Source organism: Paenibacillus lautus, from assembly GCF_050482385.1.
Lineage (GTDB): Bacteria > Bacillota > Bacilli > Paenibacillales > Paenibacillaceae > Paenibacillus_AQ > Paenibacillus_AQ lautus_B.
On sequence record NZ_JBCNHV010000034.1, the window covers coordinates 1 to 26,748 of the forward strand.

The window sequence follows — 26,748 nt, forward strand, 5'->3', positions numbered from 1 at the left end:
GCCTTCCGGTGCTCACGTACCAAAAACGTACGCTCCTCTCCTCAGTCCCTAGCTTCATCCAACCTTCTCGGTGCTGAAAACCGACCTTTTTGAACTCGCACTTTTAGTCGCAAGAAGCAAGAAAGCTTATCGTGATTCATGACTGCTAAGTCATGGAGGATCATGATGATTGATAGAAAGTGAGGACTTATGTCTTTTAATGATATCGTAGGTCAGGAGACTGCGAAGCAACTGCTGCAAAATGCCTTGCGACGTAATGCGGTCAGTCATGCCTATCTGTTTAGCGGCCCCCATGGTGCCGGACAGATGCAGACGGCGCTTACGTTTGCCAAGGCATTGTTTTGTACGGAACTTGAAGACGATGCCTGCGGGCAGTGTTTGGAATGCCGCAAGGTAGATCATGGCAACCATCCCGATCTAACGTTGGTTGAGCCTGATGGAGCCAGCATTAAGATCGATCAGATCCGTGATCTTCAGCGTATATTCTCCTATCGATCGGAGAATCGCAATCCCAAAGTCTATATTATTGACCGGGCGGAGAAGATGACCACGCAGGCAGCCAACAGCCTGCTGAAATTTCTGGAGGAACCCCAGGCGCCGGCTGTAGCTATTCTGATTGCCGAGAATGGACAAGCCCTTCTGCCTACCATTCAATCGAGATCCCAGCAGGTTCCATTCCGGGCTTTAGATCCGCAGATGATGGAGAAGGTTCTTGTAGGGGAAGGTTATCCTGCCGCACTTGTACGCTGTGCAGTCCATCTTTCGTCAGGACTTGATGAGTGCAGGAAAATATTGAGTGAGAATTGGTTTGCAGAAATTAGAAACCTAGTGTTACAATTAGGGAAGGAGTCTTTGAACCGCAGTGGCTCAGCAATTATCACAGCGAGTCAAAAAGTGTTCAAAACCGAGCTCTCTGATCATCTGGACCTATTGTTCAGTATGTTTCATTTATGGTTTAAGGACATGATCCATGTCCAGTATGGAAGGAAAGAGTCTCTCGTTTTCATAGATCAGGCAGAGTATATCTCTGGTCATGCATCAACCCGCAGCACAGCACAGTGGGTGTCATACATGGATTTGGCCGCAGAGTGTCAGAAGAAGTTACGCTATAATGTCAATGGACAGCTTAGTTTAGAGCAGTTATTGATGGGTTTGGGCGGTAACACTCCGGCGTGAGCACACCCCCAGGCCCGCAGAATGGCCATTATGTACAGGCACAAGGGGGTTTATTTTTGTACAGTGTAGTAGGTGTCCGCTTTAAGAAAGCGGGCAAAATATATTACTTTGATCCGCTCGACCTGCCCGTGGAGAAGGAACAATCCGTCATTGTGGAAACCGCGAGAGGCATTGAGTATGGTCAAGTTGTGATAGGAAAGAAGGAGGTTGGTGAATCGGACGTTGTCCTTCCACTCAAGAAGGTCATTCGGATCGCTGGTGATTCCGATGCCCGTGTGGTTGAAGAGAACAAACAAGCGGCCAAGGATGCATTCACCACCTGTTTAAATAAAATTCGGGATCACGAACTGAAAATGAAGCTGGTTGATGTGGAATTTACGTTTGACCGCAACAAAATCATTTTCTACTTCACGGCCGAAGGCCGTGTGGATTTCCGTGAACTGGTCAAGGATTTGGCCAGTATATTCCGTACAAGAATCGAGCTTCGCCAGATTGGAGTTCGTGATGAAGCGAAAATGCTCGGCGGTCTTGGACCTTGCGGACGCGTACTGTGCTGTTCCTCATGGCTTGGTGATTTTGAGCCGGTATCGATCAAGATGGCAAAGGATCAAAGCCTATCGCTCAATCCGACTAAAATTTCCGGGCTATGCGGAAGATTGATGTGCTGCCTGAAGTTTGAGCATGATAATTATGAAAGCGTGAAAGAAGAGCTTCCATCCGCTGGGAAATTGGTCATTACTTCGCTTGGAGAAGGCAAAGTAGTCGGACTGAATGCGGATAAGCGGACGGTTCATGTTCAGCTGTTTGAAATTGGAAAGGTTAAGGAACTTCCAATGGACGACGTTGTCATCAAATAGTCCAATAGAATGTTTATTTTCGGGGTGTAGACTTGGAGAAGAAAAACATTTTTGTGCTCATTCAAGAGTTGGAAACACAGATGGGAAATATACACAGTGAACTGGGTGGACTTAAGCTGGTCATCAAGGAACTGCTGGAAGAGAACCATCGCCTCAGTCTTGAAAATGAACAGCTCCGGAAAATTTTAAAGCGGGAAGTCAATCCGGCAGAATTGGAAAACCCAGTGGCTTTACAACCTCAGCCTCATGTGAAGGATGAGGAACATGAAGATGTGGTCGGCGAGGGGTATGATAACCTGGCTCGGCTGTATCATGAAGGCTTCCACATCTGCAATGTCTATTATGGACATCTGCGGACGGAAGGGGATTGCCTGTTCTGCTTGTCTTTTTTGAATAAATAAGAAGCCGTAGGAGAAACTGCCTACGGTTTTTTTCTAGAATGGAAAGGTTATACTGTAAGGATCGCGATTGAACCAATACCGGCTGCTTGTCATGCAATGTGAAGAGCAGCCTTTTGTGTATTTCATTTTATCAGGTACTATGTAGAGAGCCGATACACCAAAAACGCGTGTTTGGAATTTTGGAGATAAAGGGTTGAAACTATGAAATTGAAAGAAGTGTTATTGCAATCATCCGAGCGGATTGATGATCTGCTCACCCATGAGCTTGGCATTATCCAGAGTGAGGAGGTATTCAGCTTTTCCATGGACGCCGTCCTGCTCGCCAGGTTTGCCAGCATACCGCGCAGGGGCCGTATTTTGGATATGTGTACGGGAAACGGGGTTGTTCCAATCCTGCTGTCGACTCGTACAGGTGCGCTAATCGAGGGGATTGAGATTCAGCCCAGACTTGCGGACATGGCCAGACGGAGCGTCGAGATGAATAATCTCCAGGACCAGATCACCATCCATGAGGGCGATCTGCGGGAACTATACAAGGATAGAGGATATGGAGCGTACGACCTGATTACGGTCAACCCGCCCTATATGCCGATGAATGGCAGCGACTTGAAGCTGAATGAGCACCAGGCGATTGCCAGGCATGAAATCCACTGTACGCTGGAGGAAGTGATTGAATCCTGTGCAAAGCTGCTTCGCCAAGGCGGAAAGATGAGCATGGTCCACAAGCCCCTACGGCTGGCGGAGATCATCACCTTGATGAGCAAATACCGGATTGAGCCCAAAGTCATCCGATTTGTCCATCCACGTGTGAATATGGAAGCAAACATGGTGCTTATCGAGGGTATTCGGGACGGGAAGCCCGAGGTTCGGCTGAAGCCCCCGCTGATTGTATATGATGAGCAAGGAAACTACGGACCGGATTTTATGGAAATTTACTATGGAACACATAAGGATGAGACGAAAGAATGAGAAATCTTGTGCAACATAGTTATGCCGACCAGGGAGAGGGAAGCCCCGGTTCTCTATATTTGGTGGCAACGCCGATCGGTAATTTGGAGGATATGACCTATCGCGCTGTGCGCATTCTTCAGGAATGCGATATTATCGCGGCAGAGGATACGCGGCAGTCACGCAAGCTGCTGACCCATTTCGAAATTCCGGCTAAACCGTTGTTTAGTTATCACGAGCATAATAAGGCGGCCAGCGGCCCTGAAATTATACGTTATATAATAGAAGGAAAAAATGTGGCACTCGTCAGTGACGCCGGTTTGCCAGCGATTTCGGACCCTGGCAGTGATCTGGTTTCACTTGCGATTGAAGCGGGAATTTCGGTCATTCCGATCCCGGGGGCCAATGCCGCTCTTTCCGCCTTAATCGTGTCGGGTTTGCCGACCGAACGATTCACGTTTATCGGCTTTTTGCCGCGGGAGCGTAAAGATATCGTTCAACAACTGCAAGCTTTGCAATCGGCGCAGGGAACGTTATTATTTTATGAATCTCCGCATCGCGTGAAAAAGACGCTAGAGATCTTGCAGGAGGTACTGGGAAATCGGAAGGTGACCTTGGCTCGTGAACTGACTAAACGTTATGAGGAATTCTTGCGCGGGAGCATTTCCGAATGTCTGGACTGGCTCACGGAACATCCGCCGCTGGGGGAATATTGTCTGGTGGTGGAAGCCGGTAGTGCAGAAGAGGAGCTGAAAGAGAAAAATGCTTGGTGGCAGGAGCTTTCGCTGGAGGAGCATGTGGAACATTATGAGCGGGAAGGACTAAGCCGCAAGGATGCCATGAAAAAAACCGCGGGTGATCGCGGTGTATCGAAGCGGGATATCTATAATGCGCTCCTGACGGAGTCGTGATAATACTTAACTTGGTGCAGGGGGATAACAAAATAGCCCCACAAAGTGGGGCCTATGCCTCGATGCTTATTCCAAATACTTTACGGGACTTAAAACAAATAAATGAGATGAAAGAATTACTTACGTTTCGCTGAAAACTTATAAATTCTTTAATCAAAAAAAGACCCTCCTGCGGCCGGGTTCATAGCCGAGGAAGGCACCAAGGAGATATGAAAAAGGTTAGAATTAACAAAATGTAATAATGCTATTATATACTATAAATCTTAATTTGTCACAGGTGTAGGGATTTCCGAGATACATTCATGGCAAACAATTTTACCTTTGAAGTAAGTGACATTCTCAGCGTTACCACAGAAGATGCAGGCAGGCTCATATTTCTTAAGCATGATGCGTTCGCCGTCTACATAAATCTCCAATGCATCTTTCTCACCAATTCCGAGCGTACGGCGTAATTCGATCGGAATGACGACCCGTCCAAGCTCATCGACTTTCCTTACAATTCCTGTTGATTTCATCATAACTTATAAATGCCCCTCTCGCCATAATTTAAAAAAGTCATAATTCGACATAGTTCTAGTTTTTATGTTATTTATAGTACCAACGATTCCCAAAACAGTCAACCTATATTTTTGAAAAATGGGAACCTATTTACGAAAGTATAGTGAACAAAACCCTTGTATATCAACGTAATTACCATAATCGAACCAATTTTTGTTACGATTTTTGATTTGTCGATTTGGAAAGCGCAATTTTACCTTATTCGACATAGTTCGACATTAGATGTCAAAAGAAGTGTTTATCGGCTAAAACCCAATCGAAACGATAAGGAGTTGAGATGGAATGCATTCACCAATTTCGGAAGAAAAAGTGTTTAAGGATCCCGTCCACAATTATATTCATGTGCAAGACGACATCATCTGGCGATTAATCGATACCCCGGAATTCCAGCGGCTCCGCCGGGTTAGACAGCTTGGGACCTCTTTTCTGACCTTTCACGGGGCCGAACACAGCCGATTCTCCCATTCACTGGGAGTCTATGAAATTACGAGAAGAATCATCTCGCAATTCGAACGGAGGGGGTACTCCGATTGGCCTGCCGAGGAAAGGCAAGTTGCGCTCTGCGCGGCCCTGCTGCATGATTTGGGGCATGGTCCTTTTTCTCATTCTATAGAAGAAGCTTTTCATATGAATCACGAGGATTGGACGTGCCGGATCCTGCTTGGGGATACTTGCGTCAATCAGGTACTGCGAGAGCTCGGAGCGGATTTCCCCGAGAAAGTAGCTTCCGTGATTAACAAAACCTACGATAAGCCGATTGTGATAAACCTGGTCACTAGTCCGCTGGATGCAGACCGGATGGATTATTTGCTAAGGGATGCGTATTATACGGGAGTTAATTATGGAACGATTGATATTGACCGGATCTTGCGGATGCTGCGGCCATACCGCGATCGGGTCGTTGTGAAGGAATCGGGCATGCACGCCGTGGAGGATTACCTGATGTCACGGTATCAGATGTACTGGCAGGTATATTTTCATCCCGTCACCCGAAGCTCCGAGATCATCCTGCGCCAAATCTTTCGCCGGGCAAAGGAACTGCATGACAGCGGATATGATTTTCGGTTCATGGTCGAACCGCTTCCTGCATTGTTTTCGGGCCACATTGACGTGAATCAATACCTGCGTCTGGATGAAGCCCTAATCCAAACGGCCTTTCTGCAATGGACGGAAGAGGAAGACAAGCTTCTTAGCGAATTATGCGGCCGTTTCATGCATCGTAAGCTCTACAAATATGTAGAAATCGACAATATTGATCTGGAAACCATCGACGGGATACGCCAAGCGTTCCGTGCCACGGGATTACATCCGGAATATGACCTGGAGATTGATTTTCCAACCGATCTTCCTTATGATAAAGTTCATTCCGATATGCCGCTTAACGAGAAACAGATTCTGCTTCTCGATCGGCATGATGAGCTGAAGGAAATCTCGGAGGTATCCGATATAGTACGCTCGATCAGCGGTATTCACAAAGGACGATACCATCTTTATTATCCGGAGGAGAAGGTGAGTCCGCTGCTGGCTCAAATGCCGGAGAAGATAGCCGATGTTTTCAAACAACAATATTAGCCTAGTGGGAATCGACAAGGCTTGGCACATCTGCAATTTATCCAGCTAATGGAAGATATATGACATAGAAACGACAGGAAGGAGAGTGTGGATTTTATGTTGTTCGACACGCACACTCATATGGACGCTCCCCAATTCGACGAAGACCGGGAAGAGGCAATTCAGCGCGCGCTTGAAGCCGGCGTGACACGGATGATCAATATTGGATTTAACCGAGAGACGATCCCGACTACGATGAAGCTGGCAGAAACTTATGATTTTATATATGCGGCGGTGGGCTGGCATCCTGTAGATGCGATTACCATGGAGGATCAAGACCTGGATTGGATCGCCTCTTTATGCAGTCATGAGAAAGTGGTGGCTATTGGGGAGATCGGCTTGGACTATTATTGGGATACGTCCCCGAAAGATGTCCAGCACCGGGTCCTTCGACGTCAGATTGGGCTTGCCCGGGAACTGAACATGCCGATTGTCATTCATAATCGGGATGCGCATGAAGATATCATCAAAATTTTACGGGAGGAAAAGGCCTCCGAGGTGGGCGGTGTCATGCATTCCTTTTCCGGAAGCTGGGAAACGGCCAAAATATGTCTCGATATGGGATTCCATATTTCATTTGGCGGGCCGATTACCTTCAAGAATGCAAAGCAGCCCAAAGAGGTATTGGCGCAGGTTCCGCTGGATCGATTATTGATCGAAACGGACTCCCCTTATCTGACACCTCATCCCTTCCGCGGGAAACGAAATGAGACCGCATATGTAAAATTGGTGGCGGAGACCGCAGCCGAGATTAGAGGGTTGTCCTATGAGGAATTGGCCCAAATTACCACCAAAAATGCACTGGAACGATTTGGTATTTAACAAAAAAGAGAGCAAAACCGATGAAAAAGGGAGCAATCGCGACTAATTAAAGTTTTTTAATCAGAAAAGGCGTCAATATTACAATATTTTAACCTTTTACATGAGAAAATGTGGTTGAATGTTGCTTTACAACCTGCATGTAAACAGGATATCATCTTTTCAGTGATAAGAAGCTGCGATGTGCAGATCGTAGCCGAATATTTCATGAACCGTCTCGCTTAATCTCCGGAATTCTGGAGAACGGGGGAACCGATACCGCCGTGCATATTGGTCTGAATGCACGCAGCTGTATTTGATTTCTTTTTCGGGTCTTTGGGGTGAATTTGAAGGATCTCGCCATGAGCGGGTATCCGGATCTAGGGCGTCTCTCTTACGTCCGAACCCGACAGCTAACTCCGTAAGCGAAATAAGAGGGGAAATCTCGTGCATACCAATTCCATGATTCTAATCATCAGGAAGCCACGTTAGAGCCTCTAGTACTCTTTCATTGGCTTTCTTTTATTTTTGAATAATGGAGAAGGGATCATCATACTCTTGGTAAACAAGGGGTGGTGGTAGATGGACGAAATGACGGGAATTGACGCAGGGTGTAGATAGATAGCAGGGCGCCTTGTGAGAAAAATTGCTATAGTCACGTCAAATGCATTCATGCGTTTACCTAGACGGCGGGACTATGAAGGAGGATGGAATAGTGGGCATTTTTCAACCTGAAGAAACCCATGAATCACAATCATCCAGCATGTCTTACGCATTGAGATGGAAGCATGACAATTTGCGTCAACTGATGTTGCTCGGTGCCATGGGTGCCGTTACGGTATCACTTCTCATATCGTTGGTCGTACATGATCAGTCAGGCAAGGAGGTTCAGCTTGTCGTCGATGGTCGTGTCACCACAGTAGAAACACGTGGATCATTGCTGCAGGAATTGCTGGATGAGCAAGCGATCACGTTGAGTCCTCAGGATCAAATTTCGATGCCTTTAAACGGCGCGATCCAGGATGGAGACCGGATCATCATTGAACGGGCAATTCCAGTCAAAGTTACAGTAGGCAGCACAACTAAAACCATATTTACATCCCAGGATACGGTTGATCATGTACTTAAAGAGGCTGGTATTACGATCCAGGGTGAAGATATAGTACAACCGGCACAGAACACGAAGCTGACCAGCAATATGAATATCCATGTCGTTCGCGTCACGAAACAAAAAGTTAAGGAGACGGAAGACCGGGAATTCCGTGTGATCAAAACAGCCGACCCATCGCTTGAAAGAGGGGATAACCGCGTGATTCAGCGGGGCGAATCTGGTCTCATGGTGAACCATTATGAGAAGGTCTACCACAATGGCAAGCTGGTTTCCAAGACGAAGGTCTCTCAAGAGGTCGAGCGCAGAACGAAGGATAAAATTATTGCCGTAGGTACGAAAAAGGTGGAGAAGCCCGTCATTGTTCAGGCGGCAGCCACCGATGTGAAAGCCACACCGGCCAAATTGTCCGGCACGAAGAAAGTAACGACCGCCAAGGCTGTACAGAACAATGTGGTTTCTCGGGCAGGCGTTGATTTTAAATACAACAAGGTGTTGAACAATGTGTCAATGACGGCGTATTCTTCTGAGCAACAAGGAATCGGTACACGCACTGCATCCGGTACACGCGTTACAGAAGGGCGCACCATCGCCGTTGACCCTAATATCATCCCGATCGGATGGTGGGTCTATATCGAAGGCATTGGCTTCCGTCGTGCTGAAGATACGGGCGGCGCCATCAAAGGCAACAAAATCGATGTTTATTATGATTCACTCAAATCGGCCACGAGTTTCGGCCGAAAGAGCGGCCGCACCGTTTATGTGATCGGTCCGGTTAAACCTGAATTGAACTAGATGCATGAATTCCAATTTACAATGCCATTCTAATGCTATACTATTTAGCTTATAATATATAATGATGAAGAAGAGGGAATATTTCCTCTTCTTTTGTTTTGTTAAGAACATAGAGCTAAAAATGGTTGAATCTAAAGTTGTACAAGCGTGGCTTTGCTTGGGAAGGAAGAGAACAAACGCATGATTAAAGAAGTGATTGTTGTGGAAGGCAGAGACGATACCGTTGCCATTAAACGGGCCGTAGAAGCGGATACGATCGAAACGGGCGGATCAGCGATCAACAAGCAAATCCTGAAACGCATAGCGCTTGCTCAGGAGCGCAGAGGCGTCATTATATTAACGGATCCTGACCATGCAGGGGAGCGGATCCGTAAAATCGTGGATCAGGGCGTACCCGGCTGTAAGCATGCCTTTATTCCGGAAGCGGATGCTACCCGCAAAGGGGATATCGGCGTGGAGAATGCCTCGCCAGAGGCGATACGGCGTGCGCTGGAGCGGGTCCATACTTCCTTCGAGGGTGGCGAGAGCCTGATCAGTCTGGAGGACATGCTGGAGGCCGGATTATCGGCTCACCCGGAGGCGGCGGCAAGGCGTATGACGATGGGTAATCTACTGGGGATCGGTTATTGCAACAGCAAGCAGTTCCATAAACGACTGGCCATGTTTCAAATATCACGTGAAGAATTTCTGGCCGCACTTGCACAGCTGGAAGAAGGGGGCGTAAGCCAATGAATCGGATCGAGGATATATCAACACCAAGACGGACGAAGGAGATCATCTCACGGCATGGATTCTCCTTCAAGAAGAGTCTGGGTCAAAACTTTCTTATTGATCAGAATATTCTGTATAAAATTGTGGAAGCTGCAGGACTGGATAAAGATAAGGGAGCGCTTGAGATCGGCCCTGGTATCGGTGCATTAACGGAGAAGCTGGCACAGACGGCAGGGACCGTCACCGCGGTCGAAATTGATCAACGCCTGATTCCCATCCTGAGGGAGGTCCTGGAGCCATATCAGAATGTGAAGGTGCATCATGGGGATGTACTGAAGGTGGATCTTCATGAGCTGTTCCGTCAGGATTTTGCGGGCGTATCGAAGGTAAGTGTGGTTGCGAATCTGCCGTATTATGTGACGACGCCGATTCTCATGAAACTGCTGGAGGAAAAGCTGCCGCTGGAGAACATCGTGGTAATGATTCAGAAAGAAGTGGCAGAGCGGATGGCGGCGGCACCAGGAAGCAAGGATTATGGAAGCCTTAGCATTGCCGTTCAATATTACAGTGAGCCTAAACTGGTCTGTATCGTGCCGCATACGGTGTTTATTCCGCAGCCGAATGTCGCTTCGGCCGTCATTCGCCTGGCGGTCCGGGAACAGCCTCCTGTTAGCGTAGAAGACGAAGGATTCTTCTTCGAGGTGGTTCAGGCTTCTTTCGCACAACGGAGGAAGACAATTGCCAACAATCTGAAGAGCCGGTTCTTTCCAGGAGAAGGCCGTGAACGGCTGGAGCAGCTGCTGCAGGAAGCGGGCATCGAGCCCTCACGGCGCGGTGAGACCCTCAGTATTGAAGAGTATGCACGGCTCAGCAACATATTGTACCATGCGGATATTCGTTAATACAGCCATTAGAGAGCCCATAGGGCCCGCGAAGCATTTAACGCGATAAATTGATGTTTCGTAAGAACCAATAGTCACAGTGGCCCATACCATAGGGTAGGGGTGATGTTGTGATGAACTTGGGAGACTTGGTCGTTCGTAAATCCTACGGCGGCGATGTAACGTTCCGGGTAGAAGGCATGCGGCAAAATAATAATATCGTCATCAAAGGGACAGAATTCCGGTTACTGGCCGATGCTCCCATTGATGATTTGGTCACGGTCCCGCATCCCACCTTAAGCGAACGTACAAAGCAGGCGCAGATCAAAGCCAATGAGTCGCTGGACCGTCTGCAGAAGCACAGACAGGAGCAGAGTGAGCGTCAACTGGCCAGCCTGCGCAATATTCAAGGCGGACAGCTTGCGGATAAAGGATATTTTGACGTGCCGGGCAAGGTGCTGCATTTGGATGGAGATCCCCAATACCTGAAGAAGAGTTTGACCTTGTACAATCAGCTTCGGGTCCCAGCGGAAGGCCTTTATATCAATGAGTCGGGGATGGCCGATTCATTATATCGTCTTCTTCCGCGGGTAAGACCTGATATCGTGGTGATTACAGGTCATGATGGAGTTCTGAAGAGACGAAAGCCATACGATTTATATAGCCTGGACAGCTATAAGAATTCACACAACTTCGTCACGGCGATTCAGGTAGCGCGTCAATATGAGCGGAATCTGGATTCCCTGGTCATTGTTGCCGGGGCGTGCCAGTCGCATTTTGAAGCGCTGCTGCAGGCGGGAGCCAATTTTGCCAGCTCGCCAGGGCGAATCCTCATCCATGCGCTGGATCCCGTCTACGTTGCCGCCAAGGCAGCCTATACGTCAGTCAGGGATACCGTCAACATCCATGATGTCGTTCATCATACGATCAGCGGCAGCGAGGGCGTGGGCGGAATCGAGACGAGAGGCAGCTACCGGATCGGTCTGCCCAAGCTGCAGGATTTGTCCACGTTGAAGGTTACGCCTTCGGTCAGTTAGCTCATATTGCGTTCTAAATGAGGCGTATTGGCTGTTGGAGAAAGAACCGAGAAGAACCCCACAAGTTGGGGTTTTTTTATTTTTTGTTTCAATTCTTTAAGAAAGTTGTCAAAAAAAATACATAAAGCTTGTCAATTTAGCGGATATTAAAGCAAATACACACGAGAAATACAGGGTCAAAAAAAATACATTGACAATATATTTTTGATGCTGATATAATTAATGTTTTTGAATTGACAAATGACTGAATCTTTTGTATAATGGACAAGGAAAGAGGTGGTCGTCGACAATGGCTAAAAACGCGCTGTTGGAAATCAAACGCAGTCTCGATGCCCATTTAGGGCAAAAAATTACGCTTCGGGCTAACGGTGGCCGTCGGAAGACCGTCGAGCGTACTGGTGTTTTGGAAGAAACGTACCCTTCTGTTTTCATTGTGAAGCTGGATCAAGACCAGCAAACTTTTAAACGTGTGTCCTACAGTTATGCCGATATTCTGACCGAAACCGTGGAAATCATGGTAACCGGTGATGACAACGAGATGCGAATCACCTATATCAAGTCATAACGATATGTCATGAGAGAGCAGTCTCCACTAACAGGGAGGCTGTTTTTTGTTGCCATTGATCCGGGGAATGACAAGCTGGGGTTGAACACATACTAAGGCTGCGCGAGGCCTTCTTTAGTCCGTTTCATATGCGGTGATGGAGGTTAAGCTTGCAGGGGGGCGTAAATACCACTGCATCGCGCCGGATGCTGTTCATGCCATACTCAATACATCTTCCAAGGAGGCGGGATTGATGAGCAGGAGAAGACGAAGCATTATGTCCGATCAATTGAAGACCGAATTGGCTAAGGAATTGGGATTCTACGATACCGTGGAAAAAGAAGGCTGGGGAGGCATTAAGGCCAAGGATGCCGGCAACATGGTAAAGCGGGCGATTGAGCTCGCCGAGCGGGCAGCCAGCAAATCCGATCTGTAAGAGAAAGACCATAATGCGGCAGGGGCTTCCGGTTAAGCGGGAGCCCCTGTTTGTTTACTCAAACGGTCCCATGACTTCAAAGCCTGAGTTTGTTAATATAGAGGCATTAGATGTTTTTCCTCGAATATGTTAAGTTCAAGCATATGGGAAAAGCTAAGGATAGGTGAACGTTCTTGAAAATATACGAAAAAGCACCGGCCAAAATCAATTTGATGCTGGATGTACTTCATAAACGTCCTGACGGCTTCCATGAGGTAGAGATGGTCATGACGATGATCGACCTCGCCGATCGGCTCGAAATGTCCGAACAGAAGCGGGATACCATCATCATCACCTCACAAGCAGGGTACATACCGCTGGACGAGAAGAATTTGGCCTTTCAGGCAGCAAGACTAATTAAAGAGCGCTACGACGTGAAAAAGGGTGTGCATATTCACCTGGACAAAAAAATTCCCGTTGCCGCTGGACTCGCAGGAGGCAGCAGTGATGCAGCGGCAACACTGCGCGGCTTGAACCGCCTCTGGGGACTGGGTATCCCCCAGGAGGAGCTGCTGGCGCTGGGCGCAGAGCTCGGCTCGGATGTGCCGTTCTGTGTAACTGGCGGCACCGCACTGGCTACAGGGCGCGGCGAGGTACTCACGCCGATCCCTAACCCGCCGCAGTGCTGGGTGATCGTGGCGAAGCCACCGATCAATGTGTCGACGGCGGAAGTGTACGGCCGTTTGCGCAGCGAGCAGATTCAGCGCCATCCATCGGCAGAGCGCATGGTCGAGGCGCTTACGCAAGGCAGCTTCCAGCAGATGTGCCAATCGCTGGGTAACGTGCTAGAGGAGGTTACCTTGAAGATGCACCCGGAAGTTCAGCAGCTGAAGGAAGGCATGCTGAAATTGGGAGCTGACGGTGCGCTCATGTCCGGAAGCGGCCCTACGGTCTTTGGTCTGGTCTCCAAGGAATCCAAGGTAGCCCGGATTTACAATGGCCTGCGGGGATTCTGTAAGGAAGTGTATGCCGTTCGCCTACTGACTTAGAAACGGTTATGTTTGACAATTCGGGGTCGAATTTCAAACAAAGTTGTATAAATACGTACAAAGGTGTTATATTTAACATATAATATTCGGATTTAGCGAGGAACCCTAGGTGAAAAAATTAAAACGTAGCGAACGATTGGTCGATATGACCCAATATTTACTATCTAAACCGCATACGCTGATTCCGCTGACAACGTTCGCTGAGCGATATGGAGCAGCCAAGTCATCTATCAGTGAGGATTTGGCGATCATTAAGGACGTGTTCGAGAGCGAGGGGCTCGGAGAGCTTCAGACGCTGGCTGGCGCAGCCGGAGGAGTCCGATACATTCCGAAGCTGCGCAAAGATCATGCCTTGCGCTTTGCGGAGGAGCTGTGCCAGCAGCTTCAGCAATCGGATCGGATTCTGCCGGGCGGTTATTTGTACATGTCTGATCTGCTTGGACAACCTTCGCTGATGAACGAGGCGGGCAAGATCATTGCCACGGTGTTCGCCGACCGGGATATCGATGTGGTCATGACCGTGGAGACCAAAGGGATTCCGCTGGCCTATGCGACAGCGGCGCAATTGAACCTGCCGGTCGTACTAGTTCGCCGGGACCATCAAGTGACGGAAGGATCGGCCGTAAGCATCAATTATGTATCGGGATCACATAAGAGCATCCATACCATGTCATTATCCCGCCGGGCGCTCAAGGAACGCTCTCGCGTGCTGATCGTGGATGATTTTATGAAGGCAGGCGGGACCATTCAGGGAATGGTCGATCTGCTTGGTGAATTTAATGCTGAAGTCGCAGGTGTCGGTGTCCTGGTAGAGTCAGGAGCGGTGGAAACCGAGGAAAGACTTCTAGAGGACTATATTTCACTAGCCATCTTAAGCGATGTGGACTCCAAAACGAAGAGAATTACCGTAAACCCTGGTAATTACTTCGAAAAATAGAGTCGCGATATTTGTCGATATAATAGCGTTTTCATTCGAATTAGGCCGAAGTCTGTCGAAAATATCACATTCTAAAAAAAATTCCTGTTTTTAGGACATTTTGTATTAGAAAAAAGAAGGATTTCTGGTTTGCTGTGTGGAATTATACACCAAGTCTCTGATGGAAAAAGGTGGTGAACACATATGCAAATTACGGATGTCAGACTCCGCCGTGTTAACTCTGAGGGGAGAATGAAGGCAATCGCATCCATTACCATCGATAATGAATTTGTCGTTCACGACATTCGCGTCATCGACGGAAACAATGGAATGTTTGTTGCAATGCCGAGCAAACGCACTCCTGATGGAGAATTCCGCGACATTGCCCATCCCATTTCTTCCGGTACTCGCGAGAAAATTCAATCGGCTGTATTGGCCGAGTATGAGCGAGCGGCTACTGAAGAAGAAGTGATTGAAGAAGGCGCTTAAGATTTACAATTGGGGTTCAAGGAAAAGAGAGCCATACCTGTGGCTCTCTTTTCTTTTTTTGTAGAATGATATATATTCAGTAGTGAGTTCAAGAGGAGGAGGCATGGCCCTTGAAAAGATTTGCTATTGTGCTCGCCGCTGGGCAGGGCAAACGTATGAAATCCAAACTATATAAAGTGCTGCATCCTGTTTGTGGCAAGCCGATGGTCGGACATGTATTGCAAACGGTACAGCAGGTAAACTGTGAACGCAGTGTTGTGGTCGTAGGCCATGGTGCCGAAACGGTTCGCGCTTATCTGCAAGACGCAGCCGAGTATGTACTTCAGGAGCAGCAGCTCGGAACGGGTCACGCTGTGAAGCAAGCCAAGGAATTACTTGGCGGCGAAGAAGGATCCACGATTGTCATTTGCGGGGATACTCCGCTGGTGACGTCCGAGACACTGGAGAATCTTTTGAAACTTCATGAAAGCAACAATGCGGCCGCTACGGTGCTTACCGCGCATATGGATAACCCGAAAGGCTACGGCCGGGTCATTCGAGGCGAGGACGGCAGCGCACTTCGGATTGTGGAGCAGAAAGATTGCAGTCCGGAAGAGGACGCAGTCACTGAAATCAATACCGGTACCTATTGTTTTGACAATAAAAAGCTATTCGCTGCACTGGATAATGTAACCAACCAGAATGCGCAGCAGGAATATTACCTGACCGATTGCATCGGTATTTTGAAACAAGCCGGCGAGACTGTGCTTGCTTATCAGACCGATGATTATGCGGAATCGATTGGCGTTAACGATCGCCTGGCGCTGTCGGAAGCCGAAGGCTTCATGAGAGAGCGCATCAACCGCATGCACATGTTGAACGGTGTTACGATCATTGACCCAGCTTCAACCTATATCGGAGCTGATGTTAAGATTGGTTCAGATACCGTGCTCTATCCCGGTACCGTCCTGAAAGGGAATACGGTGATCGGTGAAGATTGCGTGATCGGACCGGATACCGAAATTGAGGACTCCGTTATCGCAGATGGTGCCAGCGTCAAACATTCGGTGCTCAGCAGCGCTGAAGTCGGCTCCCGGACCTCTGTAGGACCGTTTGCTTATCTTCGTCCAGGGGCCAAGCTTGGGGATGATGTAAAGGTGGGCGACTTCGTTGAAGTGAAGAACGCCACGATTGACAACGGCTCTAAAGTATCCCACCTCAGTTATGTTGGTGATGCCAAAGTCGGCAAAAACGTTAATATCGGCTGTGGTGCGATTACAGTCAACTATGATGGTTATAATAAGTCCATTACCGAAATTGAAGATGATGCATTTATCGGCAGTAATGTGAATTTGATTGCACCGGTGAAAGTGGGCAAGGGCGCATTCGTTGTTGCAGGCTCTACCATTACGCAATCCGTTTCGGACAATGATCTGGCCATCGCCAGACAGCGTCAGGAGAACAAGCCAGGGTACGCAGAGAAGATCCGGGCACGCGCCATCGCCAAGAAGAACAAGAAATCGTAATTATCCCTGCTTCCTTAACCAAGATATGAAGCGGTGATCGGATACCTAATTCAACGAACCAGCACGGAGGGTTTTTATTCTATGACTTATCTTGATTCTAAATTAAAAATATTCACGTGTAATTCCAATCCTAAACTTGCCCATCAGATCGCCGATTATATCGGCATTCCGATGGGGGAATCGCATACAACCAGCTTTAGCGACGGCGAGATTCAAGTAAAGCTCTCCGAGAGCGTACGGGGCTGCCACGTTTATATTGTGCAGTCCACTTGTTTGCCGGTGAATGATAACCTGATGGAGCTGCTGGTTATGGTGGATGCGCTCAAGCGGGCATCCGCGAAGAGCATCAACGTGGTTATTCCGTATTACGGATATGCCCGTCAAGACCGCAAAGCGCGTTCACGGGATCCGATCACCGCTAAGCTGGTTGCGAACCTGATCGAAAAAGCAGGAGCTCATCGCGTCATTACGATGGACCTGCACGCGATGCAGATTCAGGGATTTTTCGATATTCCGGTGGATCATCTGCTCGGCGTACCGATTCTTGCCCAATATTTCCGTTCAAAGCAGATCGAGAACCCGGTCGTTGTATCTCCGGATCACGGCGGTGTGGTTCGCGCGAGAAAGCTTGCTGATTTCCTGAATGCGCCGCTGGCGATTATCGATAAACGCCGACCGGAGCCGAATGTCAGTGAAGTCATGAACATTATTGGAAATATCGAAGGCAAGACCGCTATTCTGATTGATGACATTATCGATACCGCGGGTACGATTGTGCTGGGTGCCAATGCGTTGATGGAAGGCGGCGTGAAGGAAGTCTACGCGTGCTGTACACATCCGGTTCTCTCGGGCCCTGCCCATGAGCGACTGGAAAACTCCCCGCTGAAGGAAGTTGTTGTAACAGACACCATTCCGATCACCAATCCGAACCCGAGCAGCAAGCTGACGGTGTTGTCGGTTGCTCCGTTGATGGGGGAAGCCATCATCCGGGTTCATGAGGAATTGTCGATTAGTAAATTGTTTGAAATAGAATAATAAACCGTGTAAAGGCAGGGTTACATCTCCTCATGAGGAGATGTAACCCTTGTCGGCTATAACGACTTTGCCGTTTTGGTTAGCAAGAGCAGATGAACAGTCGGAAAGAAAACGTTTTCATAAGTTCAGCCTGTTAATACCGCGCAGGCATGTTAATATCCGGGCCTAGAGATAAAAGTGAACGTACTCCGATTGTACAGCGTTCCCTCAAGCTCGACAAAATAGGCGTCGACTGCAGTGATCAGACCCACGTCTATGTGACAGCCCAGTTCATAGACTTGAACAGGGATGCCATGCTTCATATGGTATTGAAAATGGCTGTGGTGCGTTAATTTCTGTTCGAAAGCTTTCAATGCCGATTCACCTTCTTATGAGGCATAACGCCGATAGGTTTTGTTCATATTGTACTCAGAAATGCGCAAAGAAGAAAGTATAAATCGTGAAAGGAATCAACCTGTGATGAAATGGATTGTCGGACTGGGCAACCCCGGTTCAAATTATGAGAAGACACGCCATAATGTTGGGTTCATGGCGCTGGATGCACTGGCAGAGCGACACGGCATGAAGTTCAATCAGAATAAATGCAAATCGGTCATCGCCGAAGGGATGATTGGCGGCACCAAAACCGTCCTGATCAAACCGATGACGTTCATGAATCTTTCGGGCGAGGCCGTGCGTGCTTATATGGATTATTATAAAGTGAGTCTTGAGGACATGATTGTGGTCTATGATGATTTGGATACCGTCGTCGGTAAGATCCGCCTGCGGTATCAGGGCAGTGCCGGAGGACATAATGGCATTAAATCCATTATTCAGCATACCGGGACTCAGAGCTTCAACCGTGTTCGTATGGGCATATCGAGGCCTGAGCCGGGTTATGCGATTGTCGATTATGTGCTAGGTACTTTTCCGAAGAAGGAACGCGAACAGCTGCAGAGCATGGTAGAGGAGACCTGTGACGCGCTGGAATTCAGTCTGGATCATACCTTTGAACAGACGATGGCGAAGTTTAACAAATCTTAGAAAAGCATTATAGTATGGAAGTATCCGAGAGATGATTCCTAAGACATTGGGCAAGCGTAAGATCGAAGTCTTAAACGAGGGAAATCCGGGCATACTGAAGGTATATACGACCTTCAGGAGGCATATGATGGCGATAACCTATGTTTGCAGACACTGTCGGGCATTTCAGGGCCGCATTGATTCCAATTACGTATCCGAAGCCCGTCTCGGATTTGATTCCTTGACCCCTGAGGAACGCAAGGATATAATAGCCTATGATTTTAACGGAGAAGTAATGGTCCGGGTAACCTGCGATCATTGCAGAGAAGCCCTGGAAGCCCATCCGGAACTTAGTCTTTTGGCAAATCCCCTGCAATGAGAGTATAATGGGGTACACGACGTTTTTTTGGTAGAAGACATACAGCGGCAGGCTCTGCCGCTGCTCTAGCCTTGGCAGTTTTGCTCAAGGCTTCTTTTCGGTTATAATTTTTTGGCAATCGTCTAAAATTCCATGAGAAATAGAGTCTAGGAAATTCATTTCTTTTGCATAAGAGAGGTGCCCCTTTTGTTACAAGCACTTATTGATGTATTTTCGAAGGATTCGGACTTCAAATCCATAACCGCTGGCGTCCAAGCCGGCATGAGGGAGCAATTGATCTCCGGTCTTTCCGGGTCGTCCAGGCAGATCTTAATGGCCGCATTGCACCAGGAACAGCAGCGCCCGCTGCTCGTTGTCACTCATAATATGTTTTCAGCCCAGAAAATTGCGGATGATTTACAGGAAGCGCTCTCACCGGATCAAGTATTGTTATACCCGGCGAATGAACTGGTAGCGGCCGAGTCGGCCGTTTCAAGCCCCGAGACTCTGGCGCAGCGGATTGATGTACTCGTCCGTTGTGCAAGAGGCTTCCGGGGTATTGTCGTTGCGCCATTTTCCGGCGTGCGTCGCCTGCTTCCCGCTCCCGAAGTGATGTCTGATGCACGAATTGTGCTTCATGACGGCGGGACACTCGTACTGGATTCCTTCCTGAACCAGATGATCGAGATGGGATATGAACGGGTGGAGCGCGTCGAGAGCCGCGGCGAGATGAGTGTTCGCGGGGGTATCATCGATTTTTATCCGATGACAACGACCATGGCGTACCGCATCGAACTGTTTGATGAGGATATCGACTCGATTCGTACCTTCGACCCGACGGATCAGCGCTCGATTGACAAGGTCCGGGAGGTCACCATTACACCATGCAAAGAAATTATTGCTGATTCAGAGCGGCTCAGCCGTACAGCGGGTACGGTGGTCCGTCTGCTGGAGACGCAGCTCGAGCGCATGAGTGATCGTCAGGCCAAGCTCCGTCTGCGGGATGAAATACACCGGGAAGTTGAGATGCTGCGCGAGCGGATATATTTCCCTGAAATCTATAAATATATCTCCCTGTTGTATCCGGAGAAGACCAATCTATATGATTACATGCCGAAGGATACGATTCTGATTATGGATGAGCCTGCACGTCTGTTAGAAACAGCCAAGCAGTTGGAGCGGGATGAAGCGGAATGGAATTTGCATCTGATGCAGAATGGCAAATCGCTGCCGGATCTGCCGCTTTCATTGGATACGGAAGAACTGATCTATCAGCATCCCTATCAAAGTCTACTGATCTCCATCTTCCTGCGTCAGGTGCCAAGAATGCAGCCGCAGAATATCGTCAATATGATTACGCGCGGCATGCAGGATTTCCATGGCCAGATGAACGTGCTCAAGGCTGAGATGGAGCGCTGGAAGAAGTCGGGCGTTCAGGTCATGATGCTGGCAGGCGATGCGGAGCGGATGGACCGCATGCGGCGGGTACTGCTGGACTATGGCATCGAAGAACCGGTTATGTTTGAGGGGCATCTGCAGAATGGCTTTGAGATGCCTTCGGTTCATGCTGCCATTATTACAGAGAGCGAGATGTTCTCTTCGAAGCAGCGCAAAACACGCAAAACCACGAAGAATATGGACAACGCCGAGCGGATCAAGAGTTATACCGAGCTCAAAGTCGGCGATTATGTGGTGCATCAAAACCACGGTATCGGGAAATATATGGGGATCGGGACGCTCGAAATCAACGGAATCCATAAGGACTACATGCATATTCTGTATGCCGGGGGCGATAAGCTGTCCGTTCCGATTGAGCAGATCGATCTCATCCAGAAATATGTCGGTTCCGAAGACAAGGAACCGAAGGTTTACAAGCTGGGCGGAAATGAATGGACGCGGGTTAAGAACAAGGTTCGTTCTTCCGTTCAGGATATCGCCGACGATCTGATTAAGCTGTATGCCGAGCGCCAGACTGCGCCTGGGTACGGGTTTGAGAAAGATACGTCGGAGCAGCAGGAATTCGAGGACACATTCCCATATGATGAAACACCCGATCAGCTTCGAGCGATTACCGAAATTAAAAAAGACATGGAGCAGAACCGGCCGATGGATCGGCTGCTGTGCGGTGATGTCGGTTACGGGAAAACGGAAGTGGCGGTACGTGCTGCGTTTAAAGCAGCAATCGAAGGGAAGCAGGTTGCGGTGCTGGTACCGACGACAATTCTGGCCCAGCAGCATTACGAGACGTTCCGGGAGCGTTTTGCCAATTATCCGATCAACATTCAGGTGCTGAGCCGTTTCCGGAGTCGTAAGGAGCAGAATGAGACGATCAAGAAAGTAAAGCAGGGATCTGTCGATATTCTGATCGGGACGCACCGATTGCTGTCGCAGGATATTGTGTTCAAGGATCTGGGACTGCTGATTGTGGATGAGGAGCAGCGGTTTGGCGTTACGCATAAGGAGAAATTGAAGAAGCTGAAGACCAATGTCGACGTACTGACGCTGACGGCAACGCCGATTCCACGCACACTGCATATGTCGATGCTCGGCGTTCGGGATTTGTCCGTGATCGAGACACCGCCGGAGAACCGTTTTCCAGTGCAGACTTATGTCGTAGAGCATAGCCAGACCCTGGTGCGGGAAGCCATCGAGCGAGAGCTGGCCCGGGGCGGTCAAGTTTACTATCTCTACAATCGGGTTCAGGGCATTCAGGAGATGGCAGCCCAGATATCCATGCTGGTACCGGAGGCCCGAGTGGGTGTGGGACACGGCCAAATGTCGGAAACGGAACTGGAGAAGACGATTCTCGACTTCCTGGACGGCGAATACGACGTATTGGTTAGTACGAGCATTATTGAGACGGGCGTGGATATCCCGAATGTAAATACGCTTATCGTGCATGATGCGGACAAAATGGGCCTCTCCCAGCTGTATCAGCTGCGCGGACGCGTCGGTCGTTCCAACCGAATCGCTTATGCTTATTTCACGTACCAGCGGGATAAGGTGTTGACCGAAGTGGCCGAGAAGCGGCTGCAGTCCATTAAAGAATTTACGGAGCTTGGCTCCGGATTCAAGATTGCGATGCGGGACCTGTCAATTCGCGGCGCGGGCAACCTGCTCGGAGCGGAGCAGCATGGGTTTATTGCTTCCGTCGGGTTCGACCTGTATTCTCAGATGCTGGCGGAGGAGATACAAAAACGCAAAGTCAGCATGCTGGGTGAGCCGCCATTGCCATCGAAGGACTGGAACACCACCATCGATCTGGGGATTGATGCTTACTTGCCGTCTGATTACATTTATGACAGCATCCAGAAGATCGAAATTTATAAAAAAGTGGCTGTCGTTTCGTCTATCGACGAATCGGCTGAGCTTGAGGATGAGCTGCTTGACCGCTTTGGCGAGCTGCCGCTTGCGGTAAGTAACCTGCTTGCTGTATCCCGCTTGAAGGTATATGGTCGTACGTACGGGATCGACTCCATTATCCAGCGCGGCGATGATGTGCTGCTGCAGTTTTATGAAGGGCAGGATAAGGCGGTTGATACCACAGGACTTGCGCAAATTGGAAATATGTTCGAAAGACGTGTACAATTTGAACAAGGGCCGACTATGGCCATTCGAATCAAAGGCAAGGGACTTTCCGATCAACAACTGTTAGAATTGCTGGAGCAATTCCTGGAGGCCGCAAAAGGGCCATTCAACCTGAAGGGAGAACTACAAAATGCCGTCAAGAAATAACAAGGCATGGAAGACGTTTATGGTATCCATCACAGCAGTACTATCCATGTCGATGATCGCTGCGTGCGGAAACGACAAGAATAAGGGAACCGAAAATGATAATAGCAAAGTTATTGTCAAATATAAGGGTGGAGAAATTACCGAGAAGGAATTTGATCTGGAACAGCGTATGATTCAGTTCATGTCCCCGGAATACGCCCAATTTTTACAAATGGATGAATTTAAAGAGTATTTGGCGAAACAGGGGGTAGCCTATGAATACCTGTACGCCAAAGCTGATGATAAAGCGAAGGAAGCTGCCGGGAAGCAAGCGGATAATTTGATAAAGCAGCAGAAGAGCGGAATGGGCGAGGAGCAGTTTAAAGCTGCTCTGGAATCGCAGAAATTGACGGAAGACGATCTCAAAAATTATATGCTTCGCGTCATGACCGTTATGGAATATGAGAAGAATCAGGTAACCGAAGAGAATATCAAGAAGGAATTCGAGGCGAACAAGAAGGATTACACCAACATTAGCGTTCGTCATGTCCTGATTGGTTTTAAGGATGCGGAAGGCAAGGAAAGAGCGGAGGGCGAAGCGCTCAAAATTGCCAAGGAAGTACAGTCCAAGCTGAATAAAGGCGAGGATTTTGCTGCGGTAGCGAAGGAATACTCCGAGGATCCGCGCTCCAAGGACAACGGAGGTCTGTATGAGAACAAACCGGCAGGCACTTGGGTACCGCAGTTTAAGGAAAAGGCACTGACGCTTGAGCTTAATAAGATCAGCGATCCGGTAGAAACCGATTACGGTTACCATGTCATGAAAGTAGAGAAGCGCGAGGAAGTGTCTTACGACAAACTGCCTGCCGATCAGAAGGAAGGCATTCGAAATGAACTTGCCTCGGCGAAGATCGACAACTTTATGCAGAATGAGCTCAACGACCTGATTGAGAGCATGAATCTTCCGAAGAGTGAGAATGCGGACAAGCCTGCCGAAGGTACGGGAGACCAGAAGAAAGACGGTACCACCGACAAACCTGCGGAAGGTGATCAAACACCGGATGCAGGCAAGCAAGACACGGGTAAATAAGCCCGCGGACAAGGTCCGGGCGATTGATATTGTATGCGCTGCGGGTAATGCCGGATGTTACGGCTAGCGCATGATGAAATGGTGGGATCTTCGAATCCATAACGTGCGAAATAGCGCGTTATGGATTTTTTCTCCCCTGACATCCGTCGCTTTCGAATGATATTTATTTTTGGATTTCGCAACCAACAGAGGGTAGATGATGTATAAGGAATTGGGAATGGATGAATACTATGGTCAGACATTAACTCTTATATACCTGGGGACATCCTCTTCCCGAATGGAACAGTAGTTGAAAAATCTTCTTATGAAAGTGGGGCAACAAGTGACATGAAAGCTACTGGTATCGTCCGCCGTATTGATGACCTCGGGCGCGTGGTCATTCCAAAAGAAATTAGACGCACACTGCGGATTCGCGAAGGTGACCCGCTGGAAATTTTCGTTGACCGGGATGGAGAAGTCATTCTGAAGAAATATTCACCAATCGGTGAATTGGGCGATTTTGCGAAGGAATACGCAGAATCCCTTTATGAGAGCACAGGTCACATCACGATCATATCGGACCGTGATACATTTATCGCCGTAGCAGGCGGCTCCAAGAAGGAGTATTTGGACAAGCCGATCGGCAACCTTCTGGAAAACTGCATGGAAAATCGCAAGACGGTGCTTGAAAGCAACAGTGGTACGTATGAGATCAGCAAAGACAATCCGGAAACTTTGTCCGCTTTTGTCGCTGCGCCTATCATTGCTGGAGGCGACCCGATTGGCAGTGTCGTGCTGATGAACAAGGACGAATCCGTGAACATGGGTGAGATGGAAGTGAAGATGTCTGAAACCGCCGCAGGCTTCCTCGGCAAGCAAATGGAACAATAAGACGAGGACATGAATCCTTGGATGGAGACTCCCGCTGAACGTTGATCACAGGGTCAATCGGCAGCTGGGAGTTTTTGTTGTCCGGTTTCTCTTTTTTGTACCCCTCTCCCACCCTTGGTTATAATAGAGGTACACATGGCAGCATCTGCATGATGGCTGGTCTGTGATACGGAAAAAGAAACTAGGGGATTGGAAGAGGATATGAAACCAGATCAAACGGGGGCAAGGCTTCTACAGGGAGCGTTTATTCTCAGTGCGGCCGCGCTTCTGTCCAAGCTGATTGGCACACTGCAAAAAATACCGCTGCAAAATATGGGAGGGGATGCCGTCTTCGGCATCTACAATACGGTTTATCCGTTCTATATGATGATCATTACGATAGCGGCGGTTGGCTTCCCCGCGGCGGTCTCCAAATATGTGGCAGAATATGAGGCCGAAGGGCGTACTGAGGACGGTCATCGTCTGCTGCGCCTGTCTTCCGTCTCGTTGGTGCTGTTCGGTCTAATTCTCGGCTTCCTGATGTATATCTGTGCTCCGTGGATCGGGATGTGGATCGGAAGCAGTCAGGTTGTGCCCGCCCTCCGCGCAGCTGCGTTGGCGCTGGCATTCGTGCCTTGGATGTCGGTCCTGCGCGGTTATTTTCAAGGGCTGCACAATATGGTACCGACGGCAATCTCTCAGATTACGGAGCAGGTTGTCCGTGTCGGGGTCATGATTTTGCTGCTGCTCTATATGATCCGTGCCGGCGCCGATCCCGACGTGATTGCCGCCGGAGCGCTGCTCGGATCTGCTGCCGGTGGTGCCGCCGGTCTACTGGTCATGGGACTATACTGGCGCAAGCATATTCGGTCAACTCGGGGTAAAATACAAGGAGAAGTAAGTCACGGATTCGGAGCGGCGGGTATGAACGAAACGGGGATGCGTGCCGATGTAACTAGAGAGGGAGCAGGTGTTCTACTTGGCCGCCTGCTTGCTTATGGAATCCCGGTCTGTCTTAGTCTGCTCGCTGTTCCGCTGATTGGACTGGTGGATACCTTCACGGTACCCCGGTTATTGACATCCGGTGGACTGGGCGAAGCAACGGCCATGGCGGAGTTTGGGGTCTATAACCGCGGACTGCCGCTTGTCCAGTTGGTTACGATGCTGGCTACTTCGTTGTCGGTTCTGTTTATCCCTGCGCTGGCGGAGGCCAAGTTCAAGGGAGAGTCCGCCCGGGTTGCAAGCCAAACCCGCATGGCCCTCCGTTGGTTCTGGCTGATCGGGATGACGGCCTCCGTAGGTCTGGCCGTGCTTGCAGAGCCGATTAACATCATGCTGTACGAAGATGCAGCCGGCACGGTGACGATGCAGGTGATCGCCTTTACGGCTGCAGGAGGGACGCTGAGCACGATTACAGCCGCACTGCTTCAGGGCATCGGCGTCGTGAAGGCGCCCGCGCTCCATCTGCTGGCGGCGGCCGGACTGAAACTGCTGCTCAACCTGCTGCTGGTGCCGCAGCTTGGCATTACCGGCGCAGCCATCGCCGGCGTGGCTGCGCACCTGACCGCCGCCGCGCTCAACCTCGCGCTGCTCTCGCGCAGTGCCGGCGCACGGCTTGACGCCGGCGGGTTGCTCGCGAGGACGCTGCCGGTCCTCGCCGCGGTGGCACTGGCCGCCTGGGGCGCAGGTGAGGCAGCCGGCGGCATCCTGGCTGCGGCCGGCTTCGCCCCGGGCCGCCTCACCCACGCGGCTGCGAGCCTGAGCGGCGTCGCGGCTGGCTGCGGCGCCTTCCTTATCGGCGCCGCACTCACGAAGCTCCTCACCGAGGAGGAGCTTCGGATGCTGCCAAAGGTCGGAAGACCGCTGGCAGCCTTCTTGCGGGCCCTGCGCGTGCTGCACTGACCTAGGTTGACGTGAGATGTTTGATCTTCTGTGATATAGTAGTGTACGATAATGACGTCGACAAGGCGGACGAAGACGAAAGGAAGTA

26 protein-coding genes and 1 riboswitch are annotated in these 26,748 nt (G+C 49.5%); of the genes, 24 read left to right on the top strand and 2 right to left on the bottom strand.

The window, feature by feature from the left end:
* Positions 1–189 precede the first annotated feature (189 nt).
* The 5 genes from holB to rsmI all read left to right on the top strand — a co-directional run bounded on the left by holB (position 190) and on the right by rsmI (position 4,293).
* Entirely contained in the window at positions 190–1,176 is a 987-nt protein-coding gene (gene holB / locus ABEW73_RS32400) for a DNA polymerase III subunit delta' (protein ID WP_430171325.1), read from the top strand.
* A gap of 56 nt (positions 1,177–1,232) precedes the next feature.
* Positions 1,233–2,033 carry a PSP1 domain-containing protein gene (locus tag ABEW73_RS32405; protein ID WP_076326556.1) on the top strand — a complete coding sequence of 267 codons (801 nt, stop codon included), beginning with the start codon at positions 1,233–1,235 and terminating at the stop codon, positions 2,031–2,033.
* Positions 2,034–2,065: 32 nt separating this feature from the next.
* Positions 2,066–2,434: a DNA replication initiation control protein YabA gene (gene yabA / locus ABEW73_RS32410; protein ID WP_098741208.1), complete on the top strand. Its 369-nt coding sequence runs from the start codon at positions 2,066–2,068 to the stop codon at positions 2,432–2,434.
* 201 nt (positions 2,435–2,635) lie between these two features.
* Positions 2,636–3,403 carry a tRNA1(Val) (adenine(37)-N6)-methyltransferase gene (locus ABEW73_RS32415; RefSeq protein WP_430171323.1) on the top strand — a complete coding sequence of 256 codons (768 nt, stop codon included), beginning with the start codon at positions 2,636–2,638 and terminating at the stop codon, positions 3,401–3,403.
* Positions 3,400–4,293, top strand: coding sequence for a 16S rRNA (cytidine(1402)-2'-O)-methyltransferase (gene rsmI, locus ABEW73_RS32420; RefSeq protein ID WP_430171321.1), 894 nt, complete (start codon positions 3,400–3,402; stop codon positions 4,291–4,293). Before ABEW73_RS32415 ends, rsmI begins: the two co-directional genes overlap by 4 nt.
* Positions 4,294–4,556: 263 nt before the next feature.
* Here rsmI and ABEW73_RS32425 read toward each other — a convergent pair whose 3' ends face one another.
* Positions 4,557–4,811: an AbrB/MazE/SpoVT family DNA-binding domain-containing protein gene (locus tag ABEW73_RS32425; RefSeq protein ID WP_006207408.1), complete on the bottom strand. Its 255-nt coding sequence runs from the start codon at positions 4,809–4,811 to the stop codon at positions 4,557–4,559.
* Positions 4,812–5,133: 322 nt separating this feature from the next.
* Between ABEW73_RS32425 and ABEW73_RS32430 the strand changes: the two genes are divergently transcribed.
* From ABEW73_RS32430 to ABEW73_RS32490, 13 genes are all read left to right on the top strand, one after another.
* Positions 5,134–6,423, top strand: coding sequence for an HD domain-containing protein (locus ABEW73_RS32430; RefSeq protein ID WP_430171319.1), 1,290 nt, complete (start codon positions 5,134–5,136; stop codon positions 6,421–6,423).
* Positions 6,424–6,519: 96 nt separating this feature from the next.
* A complete protein-coding gene (locus ABEW73_RS32435) occupies positions 6,520–7,284 on the top strand; it encodes a TatD family hydrolase (protein ID WP_076326551.1) in 765 nt (254 codons plus the stop codon).
* A gap of 205 nt (positions 7,285–7,489) precedes the next feature.
* Positions 7,490–7,704, top strand: a riboswitch (cyclic di-AMP (ydaO/yuaA leader).
* Positions 7,705–7,975: 271 nt separating this feature from the next.
* The gene (locus tag ABEW73_RS32440) at positions 7,976–9,163 is read left to right on the top strand and encodes a G5 domain-containing protein (protein WP_430171317.1); all 1,188 of its coding nucleotides are present in this window, start codon (positions 7,976–7,978) and stop codon (positions 9,161–9,163) included.
* Positions 9,164–9,343: 180 nt separating this feature from the next.
* Positions 9,344–9,895 carry a ribonuclease M5 gene (rnmV, locus tag ABEW73_RS32445; RefSeq protein WP_098741214.1) on the top strand — a complete coding sequence of 184 codons (552 nt, stop codon included), beginning with the start codon at positions 9,344–9,346 and terminating at the stop codon, positions 9,893–9,895.
* Positions 9,892–10,776: a 16S rRNA (adenine(1518)-N(6)/adenine(1519)-N(6))-dimethyltransferase RsmA gene (gene rsmA / locus ABEW73_RS32450; protein ID WP_430171315.1), complete on the top strand. Its 885-nt coding sequence runs from the start codon at positions 9,892–9,894 to the stop codon at positions 10,774–10,776. Before rnmV ends, rsmA begins: the two co-directional genes overlap by 4 nt.
* 113 nt (positions 10,777–10,889) lie before the next feature.
* Positions 10,890–11,792 (top strand): sporulation peptidase YabG, encoded by a 903-nt coding sequence (gene yabG, locus ABEW73_RS32455; protein ID WP_430171313.1) that lies wholly within the window; start codon positions 10,890–10,892, stop codon positions 11,790–11,792.
* A gap of 289 nt (positions 11,793–12,081) precedes the next feature.
* Complete coding sequence (veg, locus tag ABEW73_RS32460) at positions 12,082–12,357, top strand: biofilm formation stimulator Veg (RefSeq protein WP_006207415.1); 276 nt, start codon at positions 12,082–12,084, stop codon at positions 12,355–12,357.
* 232 nt (positions 12,358–12,589) lie between these two features.
* Positions 12,590–12,772 carry a small, acid-soluble spore protein, alpha/beta type gene (locus tag ABEW73_RS32465; protein ID WP_076326546.1) on the top strand — a complete coding sequence of 61 codons (183 nt, stop codon included), beginning with the start codon at positions 12,590–12,592 and terminating at the stop codon, positions 12,770–12,772.
* A gap of 173 nt (positions 12,773–12,945) precedes the next feature.
* Entirely contained in the window at positions 12,946–13,800 is an 855-nt protein-coding gene (gene ispE, locus ABEW73_RS32470) for a 4-(cytidine 5'-diphospho)-2-C-methyl-D-erythritol kinase (RefSeq protein ID WP_213647961.1), read from the top strand.
* A gap of 109 nt (positions 13,801–13,909) precedes the next feature.
* The gene (purR, locus tag ABEW73_RS32475) at positions 13,910–14,737 is read left to right on the top strand and encodes a pur operon repressor (RefSeq protein WP_430171311.1); all 828 of its coding nucleotides are present in this window, start codon (positions 13,910–13,912) and stop codon (positions 14,735–14,737) included.
* 183 nt (positions 14,738–14,920) lie between these two features.
* Positions 14,921–15,205, top strand: a complete 285-nt coding sequence (gene spoVG, locus ABEW73_RS32480; RefSeq protein ID WP_006207419.1) for a septation regulator SpoVG — start codon at positions 14,921–14,923, stop codon at positions 15,203–15,205.
* A 110-nt stretch (positions 15,206–15,315) separates the two neighbouring features.
* Positions 15,316–16,710 carry a bifunctional UDP-N-acetylglucosamine diphosphorylase/glucosamine-1-phosphate N-acetyltransferase GlmU gene (gene glmU / locus ABEW73_RS32485; protein WP_430171309.1) on the top strand — a complete coding sequence of 465 codons (1,395 nt, stop codon included), beginning with the start codon at positions 15,316–15,318 and terminating at the stop codon, positions 16,708–16,710.
* Positions 16,711–16,791: 81 nt separating this feature from the next.
* Complete coding sequence (locus ABEW73_RS32490) at positions 16,792–17,745, top strand: ribose-phosphate diphosphokinase (RefSeq protein WP_006207421.1); 954 nt, start codon at positions 16,792–16,794, stop codon at positions 17,743–17,745.
* A 152-nt stretch (positions 17,746–17,897) separates the two neighbouring features.
* Here ABEW73_RS32490 and ABEW73_RS32495 read toward each other — a convergent pair whose 3' ends face one another.
* On the bottom strand, positions 17,898–18,098 hold the full coding sequence (locus ABEW73_RS32495) for a hypothetical protein (protein ID WP_006207422.1): 201 nt from the start codon (positions 18,096–18,098) through the stop codon (positions 17,898–17,900).
* A gap of 106 nt (positions 18,099–18,204) precedes the next feature.
* Here ABEW73_RS32495 and pth point away from each other — a divergent pair, with 106 nt between their 5' ends.
* From pth to ABEW73_RS32525, 6 genes are all read left to right on the top strand, one after another.
* A complete protein-coding gene (pth, locus tag ABEW73_RS32500; protein WP_076326543.1) occupies positions 18,205–18,768 on the top strand; it encodes an aminoacyl-tRNA hydrolase in 564 nt (187 codons plus the stop codon).
* Positions 18,769–18,895: 127 nt separating this feature from the next.
* Positions 18,896–19,126 carry an anti-sigma-F factor Fin gene (locus ABEW73_RS32505; protein WP_430171307.1) on the top strand — a complete coding sequence of 77 codons (231 nt, stop codon included), beginning with the start codon at positions 18,896–18,898 and terminating at the stop codon, positions 19,124–19,126.
* A gap of 186 nt (positions 19,127–19,312) precedes the next feature.
* The gene (gene mfd / locus ABEW73_RS32510) at positions 19,313–22,840 is read left to right on the top strand and encodes a transcription-repair coupling factor (RefSeq protein WP_430171305.1); all 3,528 of its coding nucleotides are present in this window, start codon (positions 19,313–19,315) and stop codon (positions 22,838–22,840) included.
* Entirely contained in the window at positions 22,824–23,909 is a 1,086-nt protein-coding gene (locus ABEW73_RS32515) for a foldase protein PrsA (RefSeq protein WP_430171303.1), read from the top strand. The genes mfd and ABEW73_RS32515 overlap by 17 nt, the downstream gene beginning before the upstream one ends.
* 327 nt (positions 23,910–24,236) lie before the next feature.
* Positions 24,237–24,779, top strand: coding sequence for a stage V sporulation protein T (spoVT, locus tag ABEW73_RS32520; RefSeq protein WP_098741223.1), 543 nt, complete (start codon positions 24,237–24,239; stop codon positions 24,777–24,779).
* A gap of 201 nt (positions 24,780–24,980) precedes the next feature.
* Positions 24,981–26,660 (top strand): putative polysaccharide biosynthesis protein, encoded by a 1,680-nt coding sequence (locus tag ABEW73_RS32525; protein ID WP_430171301.1) that lies wholly within the window; start codon positions 24,981–24,983, stop codon positions 26,658–26,660.
* Positions 26,661–26,748 lie beyond the last annotated feature (88 nt).